Source organism: Lacrimispora brassicae (genome assembly GCF_054772055.1).
Map to the genome: position 1 here is coordinate 265887 of NZ_BRYH01000048.1, position 16496 is coordinate 282382.

General features: G+C 42.6%; 8 protein-coding genes. 3 read left to right on the forward strand and 5 right to left on the reverse strand.

The genetic code is table 11. From position 1 onward, the window contains the following. Positions 1-13 precede the first annotated feature (13 nt). The 4 genes from ACYVD3_RS22195 to ACYVD3_RS22210 all read right to left on the reverse strand — a co-directional run bounded on the left by ACYVD3_RS22195 (position 14) and on the right by ACYVD3_RS22210 (position 4056). Positions 14-853 carry a carbohydrate ABC transporter permease gene (locus ACYVD3_RS22195; RefSeq protein ID WP_460644679.1) on the reverse strand — a complete coding sequence of 280 codons (840 nt, stop codon included), beginning with the start codon at positions 851-853 and terminating at the stop codon, positions 14-16. Then, entirely contained in the window at positions 850-1740 is an 891-nt protein-coding gene (locus ACYVD3_RS22200) for a carbohydrate ABC transporter permease (protein WP_460644680.1), read from the reverse strand. Before ACYVD3_RS22200 ends, ACYVD3_RS22195 begins: the two co-directional genes overlap by 4 nt. Positions 1741-1841: 101 nt before the next feature. Next, complete coding sequence (locus ACYVD3_RS22205; RefSeq protein WP_460644681.1) at positions 1842-3215, reverse strand: ABC transporter substrate-binding protein; 1374 nt, start codon at positions 3213-3215, stop codon at positions 1842-1844. Positions 3216-3228: 13 nt separating this feature from the next. Then, positions 3229-4056, reverse strand: a complete 828-nt coding sequence (locus tag ACYVD3_RS22210; protein WP_460644682.1) for a carbohydrate-binding family 9-like protein — start codon at positions 4054-4056, stop codon at positions 3229-3231. Between the two features lie 207 nt (positions 4057-4263). Here ACYVD3_RS22210 and ACYVD3_RS22215 point away from each other — a divergent pair, with 207 nt between their 5' ends. Then, positions 4264-5436: an ROK family protein gene (locus tag ACYVD3_RS22215; RefSeq protein ID WP_460644683.1), complete on the forward strand. Its 1173-nt coding sequence runs from the start codon at positions 4264-4266 to the stop codon at positions 5434-5436. A 247-nt stretch (positions 5437-5683) separates the two neighbouring features. Here ACYVD3_RS22215 and ACYVD3_RS22220 read toward each other — a convergent pair whose 3' ends face one another. Further along, the gene (locus ACYVD3_RS22220; RefSeq protein ID WP_460644684.1) at positions 5684-13039 is read right to left on the reverse strand and encodes a chondroitinase-B domain-containing protein; all 7356 of its coding nucleotides are present in this window, start codon (positions 13037-13039) and stop codon (positions 5684-5686) included. Positions 13040-13935: 896 nt separating this feature from the next. Here ACYVD3_RS22220 and istA point away from each other — a divergent pair. Both istA and ACYVD3_RS22230 read left to right on the forward strand, forming a co-directional pair. Continuing rightward, positions 13936-15501, forward strand: a complete 1566-nt coding sequence (gene istA / locus ACYVD3_RS22225) for an IS21 family transposase (RefSeq protein ID WP_460644685.1) — start codon at positions 13936-13938, stop codon at positions 15499-15501. After that, on the forward strand, positions 15491-16234 hold the full coding sequence (locus ACYVD3_RS22230; RefSeq protein ID WP_460644686.1) for an ATP-binding protein: 744 nt from the start codon (positions 15491-15493) through the stop codon (positions 16232-16234). Before istA ends, ACYVD3_RS22230 begins: the two co-directional genes overlap by 11 nt. Positions 16235-16496: the final 262 nt, after the last annotated feature.

A 16496-nucleotide genomic window follows, 5' to 3' on the forward strand; every position in this document is an offset into this window, starting at 1 on the left:
GATAAACACCTCCCTATTCCTTTACTGCACCGGAAGTAAGTCCGGAAACAATATATTTTTGAACGGTAAAAAACATGATCATAACCGGTATCAGGGTTACCATACCTGCTGCCGACATCTGACCCCAGTCAATATCATATTTTTGAACAAAATTCATAAGACCAGAGGGAATTGTCCTTCTGCTTTCTGAGGAGATCATCATAACCGCATAAAACAGTTCATTCCACGCCCCGGTAAAACCAAACACAAATACCGCAACCACTCCAGGCAGCATGGTCGGCAAAATAATCCGCCTAACCGCTTCAAATCTGCTGCAGCCGTCTATCATTGCCGCTTCTTCCAAAGTAACAGGGATTTCGCTGTAAAAGGTTGAGGCCGTAATCAGACAAAAGGGCACATTGCTCACGGTATAGCTTAGTATCAGTGCAATCGGCTTGTTGATAATGCCGATCTTTGAATACATGATAAACATGGGAATAATAGCTGTTATCATGGGTATCATCTGCGAGCAGATCAGAAATATAAAAACAAACCCTTTGCCTTTAAATTTATATCTGGCTAAGGCATAACCGCCCATAAGAGATATGACAAGTACCAATACGGAACTTGTCATGGTAACGATCAGGCTGTTTTTTATGTAAACATCAAAATGAGTCACCTTGATCATATTGATATAATTCTGCAGCGTAGGCAATTTGGGAAAAAAGGTCGGAACAAGCTGATGTATCTCCATTTTTGTTTTAAGAGATGTGATAAACAGCCAGTAAAACGGAAACAGCGTAGAAACCAGAAACACCAGCAATAATACATATTTAAAAACGTTCACCATGTTTTTCTTTAACTGATTATTCATTCATTCTCACCTGTGCTTTCATACTTGGTAATACGCAGGTAGATTACCGCATAAGCCGCCAGTATAAACATCATAAGAATTCCCACTGCTGCTCCGTATCCAAAATCCAGCGTATAAAATGCCTGGTTAAACACATACAGCGGCAAAATATTGGATGTATTGGCAGGGCCGCCATTTGTCATGACATAAATCACATCCGGTGAATTAAATACCCAGATCACACGCAGTAAAAGGGTCATTACAATAGTGGGTTTCACCAGCGGAATAATAATCATGAAAAATTGTTGTACTCCATTTGCGCCGTCAATACTGGATGCTTCCAGTATATCTGTAGAAATGGATTGCAGAGCCGCCAGTATCATAATGCCAAAAAAAGGAATCCCATACCATACCATGGCAGCAATGGGTCCCACCATAGAATACTTTTCCGTTCCCAGCCATGATATAGGTTCTGCAATCAGATGTAATCTGATCAAAACAGTATTCAGGATTCCCCCATCCTGATTAAAAATAAACTTAAAAATCAAACCAATTAAAAATCCCGAAACTGCCCAGGGCAAAAATGTTACTGCCTGATAAATACCTTTTCCAAAGAATTTGGTATTCAAAATCATAGCAATGGTAAAACCAAGTACAAATTGCAAAGAAACAACACAGAAAACCCATTTCACCGAATTCCAAATGACCATTGAAAGCTCTTTATCCTGAAACAACTTCAAATAGTTTTGAAAATCATTGAAATAAATATCCCCCGGGGTCAGTAAATTGTAATTCAACAAAGAAATACGTATACTGTCTGCAAAGGGATATCCCATCAACACCACAATAATAATAATTGCCGGGGACAAAAGCAGATATGGCATCCAGTCAGTTTTGCTCTTTTTCATAAAATTACATTTCCCTTCTCTATTAAAGCCAGAGGAATATCCCAAAAGCCGTTTGTCTGATCTCCTGTGACACCCTCCGGCACCCCAATACAAAGCCTGATTTATTTCACGTCTTTTTCGTAATTTTCTTTCATCCAGCCAGCCAGGTGAGACAGGGTTTCTTCCGCACTTTGTTTACCGGACATATATTTTTGTGTTTCCAGCTTAGAATACTCAGACAAAAAGTATCCCCACTGAGTAAGTTCCGTAGGCTGCGCCCCATAAGAAACTTTAGGATCCAGCAACTGATCCGAAAACGCCTTCATATTAGCAGATTGGAAAAACTCATCCTGCAATCCGGAGGCATAGATGGGCAAAACTCCGATTGCCTTACAATACGCGGTGTTTGCCTGTGGCGAACTTAAGTATGCTATAAATTCCGCCGCGCCTTTCTTTGCTTCTGATTTCTCTGCCATCATATACGCAGAAGTATATCCAAAGGTCATATAGTTTTTAGCGGCACCTTCCTTTACCGGCTGCCTTAAAATCTCCCAGGTCCCTTTTTCCATACTGCCTTCACAGGTTATAGCTACCTCCGGAGTCTGATTTAAGGTTGCGCACTGTCCGTTTATAAATCCTTCTACCATTTCCTTAAAGCCCCAGTTAATTGAATCGGTAGGAGCATAACCTTCCATATAGGGCTGGAAGAACTGTACAAACAAGTCCAGCGCCCGTGGATCCTCAAATATGGACCGGCTCGTTCCTTCAGGAAAAGCACCAGACACCTCCAGGTTAGAAAGCATATATTCATACAGGCGAAGATTTCCGTTATTGCCGCCTCTGAATGCAATTCCATAGCGCTGTTTGGATTTATCGGTTGTCTTTTGAATCATGTCATAGTACTGATCCCAAGTCCAGTTCTGCAGCTCATCCCCATTATACCCCAAGTCCTTCAGCCAGTCGGTACGTACAAAGATACCCTGGCAAAGGTACCCGTCCGGTATGGCATATACCTTGTCCTGGAATGTATATGCATCCTTTGCCGCCAAAATTGCTGATGAAAAATCAGATTGGGGAAGCTGGTTAAAGATATCACTGACATCTGCAATCCAACCCGCCCTGGCCAGTGTCAGCATAACTCCCACATCACCTGTGACAACATCCGGTAATGTATTGGAAGACCCCATTGTCACCAGCTTCTTATAAGCTTCATCCCAGGGTACTGAACTCATCTCAATTTTGATATCGGGATGTGCTGCCTGAAAATCCACAATTGCTTGCTCCAGAAAAGCAGTTCTCTCAGGGAATGGATTGGTATCCAAAAATGTCACCGTCTGTACCTTGCCGGACGAAATCCCACTCTCCGTCCCAGCTTCGGAAACTCCTTTTGTATCCTGTGCCGATACAGGCTGCTTACTTCCAGCACTTCCTCCACATCCGGTAAACGTAACAAGCACCAATATTATTGCCGTTAAACATGTCATCATTTTTTTCATCGAACACCCTCCTTTAATTCACATATTCTTCACTGAATACAATTTTGGTGAACCGTTCCGGAGCATGGTTATCATCTGTACCAACCTGATCCATTGCCCAGCCCACACTTTGTTCCTTTCCATTTAATCTAAGAGTTTCATATCTTCCCATAAACATCCGCCAGATGTCCTGTTCCCGGGGCGGCAGACTTCTTCCATTTGCCAGATCCTTCATGCCCTTCCAGGGAAAAGCAATCTCTGCAAACCACGATTTACTCACTCCCTCTTCAGAGCCATTCTCCCGGTTAATCTGCACTGCTGTCTGCAGACCTTCAAAATCCCAATCCATAAATGCATATCGTACTTTCCGGTCATTGGTACCTGTCCAGAATGTACTTGCATTTCTGTCATGATTTCCTCCAAATGTAAAGGCCTCTTTCTTTAATAAGCTGAATTTAGGATCATTCTGGTACACATCTTTGCTCAGATACGCATCTTGCCATACATAAAAAACTTCATAAACCGTATTCAGTGCATTCAATTCAAATTCATAATATGTATCCCCACCGTCAATAAAGATTTCAATATCATTTTCATTAAAAATAAGAGAATCCCTTTTAGTAAGCGTTGCCTTAACAAAGGGCTCTTCACACCAGAAGCCTGCATATAAATTTTCGTTATCCCACAAAAGTGCTGCTCTTGAATCATACAACGCCGGTGCTCCATCAATTACATCTATAAATCTGGCAGATTTCTCAGCCCTTTTCCACACATCTTTCTCCAGGTTACCATCAATTACAATGGGATCTTTAGTCCTTTTGCAAATATATGTGGATATCTCTTTCTCACAATAATTTGACATTTTATCCTCCTTTTTTGTATTTTATTTATTAACACCACTGGCGTTAATATAATTATTTCATATAATTATTCCATTGTCAACTGTATTTTTTATTATTTAATTATAATATTTAAGTTGTTTTATTTTTCTTTCTGGCTATTTACATATTAAAAAAATATTATATAATAGCTTTATTGGTATATTTAAGTACAAAGTGAGGAGCTATCTATGAAAACCCAAGATCAAAAAGACTTGAAATTAAACAATCTAAAGGTCGTATATAATTTAATCGAATCAAAAAAGTCTATTTCCAGAGCCGAAATAGCCAAAGGCGTTCATATGAGTTCCACCAGTATTACAAGGATCGTTTCCGACCTTACCACTCTTGGTTTCATCTATGAATCTCACGTACAAATGAATAGTATCGGACGCAGCTCCACGATTTTGTGCATCACAAAAAACAATTATTTCTTTGTATGTGCAAATATAGATTCCAACAAGATTGATCTGGCTATTACAGACTTAAGCGGGGAAATCATTGCCAGTTTACGGGAAAAATTAGCCAACCGAATTTCTCCTGAAACGGTTTGTGACCGACTGTACTCCATGTATCAGGAACTGATTCGTAAAACCGGAATAGAGGCAAAAAAAGTGGTTTCCATGGGGGTAAGCGTCATCGGCTTTGTAGACAAGCACAAACATAACATCCTCTTTGTTCCGCAGTTTAACTGGAGCAATGTGCCATTATGCGGGATGCTTTCTGAACGGTTTGGTATGGATATTTGTATTGATAATAACGTCAAATCTATCTTACGCGGAGTTTTATCTTACAGCGATAAATACGATAGAAAGAATGTTGCTTTTTTAGATGTGGGAACCGGGGTGGGAAGTGCATATGCCATCCACGGAAAGATTCTGGAAGGGGCGCAAAATACAGCCGGTGAGTTGGGGCACATTATCATTCAACCTAACGGCATTCCATGTGACTGTGGAAGAAAAGGCTGTCTTCAAACCTTTCTTGCAGAAAATGCAATCATTACAAAAGGAAAGACATATGATCGTGATATCTGCTCACTTGATGATATTATGAAACATTATGAGAAAAATACGACATGGGCTGTGGAATTAGTAAAGGAAATCAGTACTTATATATCCATAGCTATTATTAATCTTTCCTGCATGTTTAATCCTGATGTTATTTTGGTTTCCGGTGAATTATTTGAACATTGCCCTTTTATTTTTGATATGTCAATGACAAATCTTAAGGAATACATGTTTGCTGAAATGGATAAAAACCTGGAGGTATTGCTCTATGAATCCGAGAAAAACCCCAATCTTTCAGGAGCATTTCAAATTGCCAAGGACAGGTTTGTAGATGACGTATTCAAAAAAGAAATTTAACTGCAGCGAAGCTTTTTGACCCTTTGAGAATTTCCTATGGTAATGCAAAACCAGCCAACCGGAATTGTCCAATGGCTTTTATTTTTATAAGAACTGTGCTTAATACCCTTTTCCTCATCTTCAAAGGAAACTGACAAAATATAACTGATCTGCTTATGAGGATTTAGATTGTTGACAGGTCCAATAGCCATGTGAATAGTGGAGCAGGAGGGGAAAGTCATTTAATTTTCCCTCCTGCTCCACTGGCTTAGTATGGATTAGTACAGGCACCATTACTGTCAAAGTAGTAAGTTATATCATTATCCACAAGAGGACTGCTATTCATAGCTCCATTTGGTTTCATATAATACCAGCAGTTATGATAAAGAACCCATCCGGTTGTCATAGCACCGTCCTGATTCATATAAAACCATTGATTATAATCCAACTGGTTCCAGCCGGTCACCATATATCCCTGGGTATTGAAGAAATACCAGATTCCTCTTACCTGCTTCCATTCATTCTTTGGATAGCTGCTGTCGGGATTTATCATATACCAGCCGTTCTCATCCTTATACCATACAGACAGATCACCGTTGCTTGCCGGATAAGCAAATGTTTTGTTTTCGACATTGCTGCCATATCTGCTTCTGCTGCCTTTTTGGCCCGGCTCAGGGGTTGGTTCCGGTTCTGGGGTTGGTTCCGGTTCTGGGTTAGGGTCTTCTATCCCAAATTTAACGGTGACAGACCTTTGTGAGCTGCCACTGCCATATTTTACTGTAAACGTAACGATATCCCCGATTTCTAAATCTTCAAGGCCGGTGTAAGTAAGAGTAATTTCCTTTGCATCAAAGTCAATATGGGGTTCTATGTAGGCCAATTCGGATTCTTCACTATCATTGATTCTTACAGTTAAATCAATCATTTCATAGATATTCTCGTTATTGATCCCTTCTGGCAGGGAGTTCATCGTAAATACCACTAGCTTATTTTTAAGATCAGCATTAACATTGGTGATCACCAGAGTCGTTACCTCCTCGTCGACCAGGCCAACATCATCAGTGGTTAACGGTTTGTTTGTTACCGGACCGGTTCCGTTTAGCTGATAGGCTCCGGCATCAATAGCAGAATCTCTTATTTTACCTTCAATATCTTCCCTTAAGAAAGTAAGATCGACACCTTCCACATTGCCATTCCCGATCACCGGACTCTGAGATGTCGGTATGGTTATGCCGTTTATCACTTCATAATAAGCCGGACTGTTAATAAATTCAAATTCGTCAGGAATTGGCTGTTCTGCAGAATTTGAGCCACTGATCGGTGCCCCGGGATTTTTGGGATTGATAAAGTTATTCTTCACCAATGAGCCGGTGGGCGTTTTAATATTCATAATTGTCTTTTTGTCATCACTGTTAAGGATCACATTATTAACAACCGTGATATTCCAAGGCGCATAAGGTTTGGTTGCGGATGGTTCGGCACCAAATGTCATACCGATTCCTTTGTCCGATATGATGGTATTATTGGCTACAATAATGTTAGCTGCAACTCTGACATCTGTTTTGTTATCCGCGATCTCAGCACCTGCACCTGATTGTAAAACGATTCCTGAACGCTGCTGTCCGTTAAGCGACGGAGCTTCGATGTAGTTATTATAGATCCGGTGGCCACTGCCATAGGCGCGGATGCCGCCGCTGTCGGCAGCGTTATTCTGGAAGAAATAATTGCCGTAAACTTCACAGTTGTCGGCAATCCGCAGACATACGGTGCCAACGCATTCTTCGATTGTATTGTAACGTATGGTTACGTTGTGCGCCTTCACCGAAATGATTTCAATTTCACCATCCCATTGATAGAAGTAGTTGTTCTCAATGACCGAATAAGAAGGTACAGTTTCCCAGGCAGAACCGGAGCCCATATACATTCCTACCTGTATCGCTTCTAAATTGTTCGTAAAATTGGGATTGTTAATTCTTTCACCAAAGTAATTATAGTCAATCAGCGCGTGATGCTCAATTCCCTTGTACAAACGCAGCATCTCGCCTTCGTACTCTTTGCGGGTAAAAGAGTTGTGGTCAATTCGGTTATAGGTTCCGTAATTCCAGACCCAATGGTGTTTAAAGTGCCCGGACTCAGTCGGGTTGTAATCGTCGATCCGCACATTGGTCATGCGGCATTCATAGGAAAACATAGCAAAGACCACAGCACCGTCTAATTTACGCGGACTGCGTCCCCAAAAACTGACACCATCCAAGACCAGGTGGGAACCGGAGAGCGTAATTCTGGAAGCACCACTCAGTTCTACCTGTCCCTGAGTCTCCGCTTTAAGGGTTATGGGGTTATTTGCCGCTCCATTTGCGGCGAATGTAATATCCACGTCAGTCCAGACCCCATTTTTCATCACGACCGTATCACCGGGTTTCAGGATTGGAAGGATGGTGTCGATTTCTTCTTTCGTAGACACATAATATGCATTCTGCGTCTGCGGCGGTAATTGCTTTTCTAACACGTTTACAGTATATTCGGTCGTATCGTTGGAAATATTTTGTACCGAATAGACAACCGGGTTTGTAAAATCGTTTGCAGTAACTCCGCTGATTTGTGTAATTCCATTGACTTTAACGGTGGTCGTGGCCGGGAAGGGCACTCTAAACTGAGCCACAATTTCAGTTAAGTCGGTTCCCGGCTCAACTCTTAAAAGAATCTCTTTCTTAGCCTGATCAATGCTGCCCACAGTCCGGGGATTAATAAAAGCAAAACTATCAATGATTCTTGCCGACTCAGATTCCGCCTCTACGATAACGGTACAGGTATCGGTAAATGTGGTGCCTTGATAGGTGTTAGCCGCCGTTATCACCGCCGCACCGGTGCTTACTGCGGTCACAGCACCTGTTTCATTTACGGCTGCAATGTCCGGATTATCGGAACTCCAGACAATGGACTGATCAATGGAATTGACAGGCACAACGGCGGCAGATAACTGGGTTGTCTGATTTTGTAACAGACTGACCGTTTTAGGGGTTACTTCTACACCGGTTGGACTTACATATCCCGGCGGATTATAGGTTCCTTTAACCATCAGGTTGTCAAATGCGATATAATTCGTTTTAATTGCATTTTTGTCAGCTTCATGAGCCGCTTCCGCACCGGCTACACCTTCATAAATTAAGTTACTGATCCGAACTCTGACATCGTTATTGTTATCTGCCCCAACTAATTGGACGGTATATACATCCTCTCCTTCCGCCCACTGGGATTGCGGTTTTTGGTTTAATATATTTTCCGGCGCGGTGTAATCTTTGTGGTTATCTCCTTCCGGAGTATAGTAAGGGATATAACCGGCCTGCCCTTCCAGCGGCGAATTTAAGTTACCGCCCCGGTTGTTCATGACTCTGATCGGTGTATAGGTTAATCCGCCATCCACAGAATACTCCAGCAGCGCTGATACTTTTGCCGAAGTATCCAGATTGCCGGTGGCCTTTTGTTTGATGCGGATACTGAAAAAGACATCGCTGTATAAAGTGGCATCAATTGCGAAATAAGCACTTTGCTTTTTATTTGTGGTAACATCATCTTTTATTTCGCCGAATTTAAGCAGCTTGTCATCTCTGTCCGCAGCATGTAAATTCACATCAACATAGGAATTGGCTCCACTTGAAACAACCGTAGGTTTCACTAAGGATTCATTGTCATATCTGAGGTATGGAAGCAGATAGGGGGTCATCTCCGTATGGAATGTATCGATATAATAACACACATCGCCAGGCTCAGCAGTTGCCTCCGGGTCACCGTCCTTGTATAAACGCGAAATAGCTGCTCCCCGTTCAATGGTTCTTGGGCCGCCCTGTGAAACCGGTGGCGCTTTAACGGTAACAGTTACCGCATCACTGGGGGCCTTACCTGTCTCTGTTTGAACAAACGTTACCATATCACCCTCTGCCAGCGTGACTCCCGCCGGTACGTTGAGACTGGTTATTGTTCCAACTTTTATGAGGGCTGACACTTTGGAGCCGTCCGGGAAGGTTGCTTCAACGGCTGCTCCGGGTTTACCAACGGGATTGATGGTGGTTGTACCTTCATTAATGCGGAGGATCGTCGGCCAATCGGATTTACTCTGTCCGGGGACCGCATCTTCTGCCAGAACAGTAAGTTCAAACATCTTGGTATCAAAAAACCCGGAGTTTGTGATCGTTGCCGTTAAGGTCACATTCTGGCTTCCTGCTTCGGCGGCTGGTCTGGTTACCACGCCCTGATTAGTAATCAAAGCGGTATTACTGCTTTCCCAGGTTATGCCGGAATTCATGTCACCGATTGACGGAAGGAACAGGTCGCTTTTAATACTGTTTTCAGCCGTATTGTCCCTTTTAATGGAGGCAAATATCAGCTTTTCCTTGTCATTGGCAACCATCTCACCGGGGCTGATCATCTGGTCTTCCATAATAACAAGTTTACTGCGGTCATTCTCATTGGTATTTTCTTTTGACAACATATTAAAGTTTGCATTATTGCCATATTCACCAACAAACATAAGCGTTACAATGGATTGATCGGCAAGGTAGCCGGTAACGTCTAAATTATAATATTTCGTATTATTTGAGACATCAAGCGTTCCCAGGTTGACGGCATCTTCCGGAATCCTCAGTGTATTACCGGAAGTTCCGGTTTCAGAAAAGAAGCCCTGATCCGCAGCTTTGTTCCATGAAAGGGTGTTGTTTTCGTTCCAGTGGGTGATGGGTACGCCATAGACCGTAACCCGCGTATGATCGGGGCTGGAACCGCTGATCGAGCCAAAGCTGGTGGCCAGCTTCAGAATTGCCGTTCCACGGACGCCCTGATAAGCGGTGACATCGAATTTCATTAATGTGATCCGCTTGGTTGATGAGGTGTTTTTAGCTTTTAGCTGCTTATGATTTGTGGTGGTTCCGGTTCCAAAATCAACCGCATCCCGTGAACCGGCTGTACTCGTTGATTCAAAATAAGTATCGTCGGTGGGCAGAAATTCCACCGCGGCGCCGGTTCCTTTGGGCTCTCCAACGGCAGAAACACCCATTGATTCATTACCGTTTGGATCGATTGTTTTGATCGTGTAGGTGTAGACGATGCCGTTTGAAAGATTGCTGATTGTGTAACTTGCAGCTTCCTTAGAGAGGCTGGCAACCAAGAGATTGCCATTATAAATGTTGACGCCCTGAAAGAAATCTTTGGTCGGATTGATCCAGTTCAGAGTCAGTTCCTTGTCACCTGCGGTTATATGAAAACCAGTTACATCAGAAAGCATGGCGGAATTATCAAGCAGATCAGTCTCCAGATTATGTTCAATGAGATTGTTGCTGAGTGTAATAAAATAGCCGTCTTTGATCCAGACTCCATTTGTATTACCGGTAACAACATTATCTTCAATTAATACATCCTCAGGCATACCTTCTCCGCCGTTTACTGCATCGCCGTTGTCATACTCAAGTTTTATCCCCCAAAATCCAGGCGCCGTATTGCCGGTGGTCGTATTACCTCTGACAATGGTTCTGGGACCATTTTGAATTCGGATTCCCATGGCATCTGAGATTTGAGTGTTATTGGTTATGGTATTATTTTCAATAATAGTGTCAGGCGATTCTAAAAGTACGCGGATACCTGTAAAGCAATTAATGATCTCGTTGTCATGAATGTAGTTAAAAGGACCGGCATTCCGGTGGGTTGCACCAGTATTACCAACTTCGATTGCGCCGTTTTTCATAACCCCGCTGATTGTGTTATAACGAATTTCATTGAGATATTCATCTTCTCCGTGAAGGTCAATTGAGTCCAGAGCGCTATTAATATAAGTATTATTCTGTACTAAATTGTTATGGGCATAGTATTGAATCAGTGTACCATGTCTGATATAAGGACCTTCAAATGTGGAATTTTCAACAATATTATAATAAGTGTCATTGTCATATCCAAGCCTGTCCATCTTATGACCCTTACCTTGGATGGAAACTCCGTAACCGGCACCTCCACCGCCAACATCAGTCATGTTTCTAACCGTAATTCCGCTAATGGTTATATCGTGGCTTTTACTGACCCTAACGGCCATTTCTTTGGCCTTTTCAAGGACAACATCGACGATGTCTATATTATAGGACGGAACCCCTTGCCCCACGTCCTCAATATGTATTAAATAGGTTGGTTCATTGGTTTTGGCTGTGTTAAGATTTGTATCAATTACAAAATCCGGATCAGGAACATCACCCTTGACCGTCATATCAGAAATGACGATATTATTTTTGCCAAGAATTCTGATTACGCTTGTCCGGTTAGCAGTAACCGCAAAATAAGCCAAAAGTACAGTACCATCTTTGCTTTCACCACGTAAATTTACACCTGATTTCAACGCTAACATTGTGCTTGTGTTGGCATCGGCTTTTAGATTATAGACACCATCGGGGAAATAAACCTCATCACCCGGTTCTGCTGCGTTGATTGCATTCTGAATTGCAGTTTTATCGTCTAAGCCATCGTCAGCGATGGCACCATAATCGGCGACATTTATGGTCATGCCGGTTACAGCGTTTGGCGTATGAGGGAGGTACTCAGTCCCGTCAGAATGATACATCCCGGGGTTTGTAAAATCAACCGGGTTATAATTTTCTTCCGGTTCCTTCAACTCATCAACCGGATAACTTCCATCTGCCGGAGGATACGCTTGTACATCAATCACGCTGTTCCATGTATTAACTGTGTTTCCATGGCCTGTGTAGCGGATATATTTTGCATCAACACTTGTTAAAGTATCAAATGGAAAAGGCTGGATGAGTGGGCTTGTGGAGTTTTCGCTTACTCCATTGGTAATAACCCGGAGCCAATCAGTACCATTATCAGAGACATCCATATCAAATGTTGATGCCCTTTCAGTCGTAGTGTAAAAGGCGATACCAACATATCCAATCTCCTTGGATTCATTTAGCTCAAAAATTGCCCATTGGGGATCTCCGTTTGCTGACCACCGGGTGGAAGAAATACCGTCTATGGCGTTTAAAACATCGTTTCCATCATCACCGGAAGCCCAGGCCGTGACAAAATCGTAATGCAGTTGTCCGCTGGAACGTATCAGTAACTTAACCGGAGTTGAGCGGGAAGATATATTGCCGTCATAATCCTCCATGCTGACGCTGTAATAATAAAGAGACCCGCTTTTTGCAGTATCATCCTGATAGCTGTTGTCAGTTGATGTCCCGATTTCCGTGTAACCAGTTGTGCGGTCTGAGCTGCGATATATTGTATATTCAACCGCATCGTCACAGACAGACCAGGCAAGACTTGCTTCACCTGATACATTCACGGCTGTAAGACCGGTTGGTGCCGATATTGTTTTCGTTTTAGTTGAATTCGCTTTAGTTGAATTTGAAGCAGTTGCCGGTGTTGCTGGTGCAAAATCGTCGTCTGGTTCTTCATCGGATGAAACAACTGTTTGTCTGAGTTTTTCTTTTGCTTCTAAATCTGGTGGGGCCGCCATTGTGACCACTGATAAAAGTGAAGTAACCATGGTCAATACTAAGGATACACTGACTACTCTTTTGGCTTTTTTTAAATGATTACGAAAATGCCCTGTGAATTCTGAAATTCCTGTCTGTTTTTTAATCAAGAATATTTCCTCCTTTTTCTATGAATATTATCAGGCGTTTGCGAAACGCCAAAACCCGCATCATTGCGGTGTTTTTTCTTTGCAAAAATAAGATAACTCCTCACTATTATGGCCTCATAAATTCAGATACTTTTACGAACAGTTTTTAATGAATCTGATATGTTAAAACCAGTATGAAAGAAGGATTCATTGCTATGTCCAGAGAAAGAAGAAATTTTAGTGTCAAATTTAAATCAGACCTTATGATCAAGTTGCCTAAGGGTGAAAAAGATATCTCTCAAAGATAAGTCTGCCAAAGAATGGAAGGAAAAAGCGGAATATGCCAAAAAGGTTGGTCAGTTAAGCAGGCTGACTGGCTCAAAAAACCCGAAGAATCTTCACACAGATCATTCTTGCCATATGCAGCTTGGTGCATATATCTGGGGCGTGCCCCCTCCAAATATCTAACTAACTTATCCACCATATCAGTTCATTATAAAAATCTCGGATTTTTGTCTTGACAACTGAGTTTCCACGTTTGTTCATATATATAAATTTCATTCATAATATATTTTAATAAATTAGATCTTATAAAAAGATCTTTACAATTCCATAATTCATATATATGAACTCAGTTTTTTATATATACATATTATACATTTAGTTTTATCTCATGTCAATATTTATTGTGCATTCTACAACAAAAAAGAGGCTATGCTTTTCAAATCTAAATGAAGAGTGATTATTTCACAGACAGGAATCCACCGATACGCAGTTGAGATCCGTCGGTTCACGCAATAGATCCACCTGATTTTTTTACTTACATTTCACGCAATAGATCCACCCTTTGGTCTTTCTTCTGTAAAATAGTGCCAGAAGCATATGCTTCAAATTTTACAGAGAGGAGGCCGTATATTATGGCCAACAAAATCAATGTGAAGCTCATTTTGGAGCTTCGGGCTGCAAACATGACCAGAAATGGAATCGCAGCAACCAGACACATGTCAAAGAACTCTGTCAGCAATGTATTTCACATCGCTGACGCCAGAGGCATCACTTTTCAGGACGTCCGGGGGCTTTCGGATGAAGAAGTATACCGCATGTTTTATCCTGAAAAGCACCTCACAGAAAGCGTATTTTACGAACCTGATTACGGATATGTCCACAAGGAACTTAGAAGAACGGGCGTTACATTAAAGCTGCTCTGGCAAGAGTACCAGACACAGTGCAGCTCGGTGGATTCCATTCCAATGGGGTACACAAAGTACTGTTCCGGGTATGATTCCTATACAATGGCTAATCGGCTTACAAGCCACCTGGAGCATAAGCCTGGCATCATCACTGAGGTAGACTGGTCTGGCCCCACTATGTCTTATGTTGATGTTTCCACCGGAGAAATCGTTACGGTGCATCTGTTCGTGGCAACCCTTCCATACAGCCAGTATTCCTATGTAGAATGCTGCCTTGATATGAAGCAGGATACGTGGCTTTCCTGTCACGTTCACATGTATGAGTTCTTTGAAGGGGTTACCCGCCGAACGGTATGCGACAACCTCAAGACGGGAGTTATCTCCCACCCGAAAGAGGGGGACATCATTCTGAATGACAACTATGAAGCGCTGGGGCTTCACTACATGACAGCCATTATGCCGGCAGGGGTAAGGAAACCAAAGCACAAGGCATCTGTGGAAGGATCTGTTGGCAAGATAGCCACTGCCGTTATTGCCAGTCTGAGGAACGAATCCTTCTACTCTTTTGAAGAGTTAAAAACTGCTGTTCGTAAGAAACTGGACGAATTCAACCGGAAGCCGTTTCAGAAGCGTGATGGGAGCCGTTACGAGGCATTTCAGGAAGAAAAGACTTTCCTTCAGGACCTTCCGGCAATTCCTTATGAAATCGCCCAATGGATCTATAGACGCAGTGTAAACCTTGACAGCCATGTGATTTATAAGAAAAATCGGTATTCCTGCCCTTATCAGTATGTCGGTAAAAAAGCGGACTTAAAGGTGACCGATACGAATGTTGAAATTTACGTCAAAGGGGAAAGAGTCTCGACCCACAATAAGTTTTCCGACTATGCATCCAACAAGTACTCTACTCATGAGGAGGATATGCCTGATCGGTTACGCAGGACCGAATGGGATCAGGAGCGGATTACCAGATGGGCTTATTCTATAGGCCACCATACCGGAGAAGTGATTGACCGTATCTTTGCCGGTGTAAAGATAAAAGAACAGGGATATAACCCATCCCTGTCCGTCTTGAGGCTGGGTAAGACCTACACAGAAGCCCGTTTGGAGACTGCATGCGAAGTGGCTCTCATAAAGGTCAGAACGCCCCGATACCATCATCTTAAATCGATTCTTGCAGCGAATCAAGATAAGATTTACCTTGAACGCAAAACAAAGCCTGCCAAGAGTTCTTCCGGCACCGGATATGTCCGTGGAGCAGAATACTACGGAGGTGGCCGAAATGATAAATGATGAGACAAAGCGCAAGCTGCGAGATTTAAATTTGGCAGAGGTCATCGCCGCCCTGGAGATACAGCAGAGGGAAACGAACTGTATTGCTCTGCCTTTTGATGAGCGTTTTCAACGGGTAGTCGATTATCTTTACCAAGAGAAATACAATGCAAGGATACAGCGCCTGATTCAACTGTCAAAGTTCAGGCTCCCCAAAGCTGAGATGAATGATATTTATTATGACGGACGGGGACTAAACAGAAATGCAATACAGGAATTAGCCACAACACAATTCATTCATAGCAAGACGAACGTCATATTTCAGGGCTTTACTGGTTCAGGAAAAACTTTCCTGGCCTGTGCCCTGGGAAAGCAGGCATGTAAACAACGGGTACGGACAAGGTATATCAGGCTCCCTGATCTGCTTGAGGAACATGACGAAGCAACGCTTACAAGGAAAACCAATATGCGGCTGTTAAAGAGATACAGCAGCTATGGTCTGTTAATTCTTGATGAATGGCTCCTGGGAGATATCTCAGAAGAGGAACAGCACTTCCTGTTCGAATTGATAGAACGGAGGCATGACGCTGCTCCAACGGTCTTCTGCACCCAATACCGGCAGGAGGATTGGCATACACGGCTCGGCGGTGGGGTCCATGCGGATGCGATTATGGATCGAATCGTGCACAACGCAGTATGGATTGAAACCGGCTCTATGAACATGCGTGAATACTGTGCAAAACACAGGCTCTAACTTACAGGTGGATCCTAACCGTGAATCAGTGGATCTATTAGGGAATACAGGTGGTACGGAACTACGTTCCGTACCGGCTCCCTTCCTGCGAAATAATCAAAGAGCATAATATCTACATTTTCTATGTAACAAATATCCGAAGCATTTATCATATATTCACCGGTTTCACCGTCGCAACGCACCTGTACATTTATAGAATGCTTCTTTGGCTGCTCTAAGAAATGCCTGCTCTACCGCTTTCCAGCCCTTTTGCAGTATGGAC

What these genes read in the sequence shown, in the direction of transcription:
- ACYVD3_RS22200 (WP_460644680.1), bottom strand. Translation starts at nt 1,740, where the DNA reads ATGAAAAAGAGCAAAACTGACTGGATGCCATATCTGCTTTTGTCCCCG.
- ACYVD3_RS22205 (WP_460644681.1), bottom strand. Translation starts at nt 3,215, where the DNA reads ATGAAAAAAATGATGACATGTTTAACGGCAATAATATTGGTGCTTGTT.
- ACYVD3_RS22230 (WP_460644686.1), top strand. Translation starts at nt 15,491, where the DNA reads ATGATAAATGATGAGACAAAGCGCAAGCTGCGAGATTTAAATTTGGCA.
- ACYVD3_RS22210 (WP_460644682.1), bottom strand. Translation starts at nt 4,056, where the DNA reads ATGTCAAATTATTGTGAGAAAGAGATATCCACATATATTTGCAAAAGG.
- ACYVD3_RS22195 (WP_460644679.1), bottom strand. Translation starts at nt 853, where the DNA reads ATGAATAATCAGTTAAAGAAAAACATGGTGAACGTTTTTAAATATGTA.
- istA (WP_460644685.1), top strand. Translation starts at nt 13,936, where the DNA reads ATGGCCAACAAAATCAATGTGAAGCTCATTTTGGAGCTTCGGGCTGCA.
- ACYVD3_RS22215 (WP_460644683.1), top strand. Translation starts at nt 4,264, where the DNA reads ATGAAAACCCAAGATCAAAAAGACTTGAAATTAAACAATCTAAAGGTC.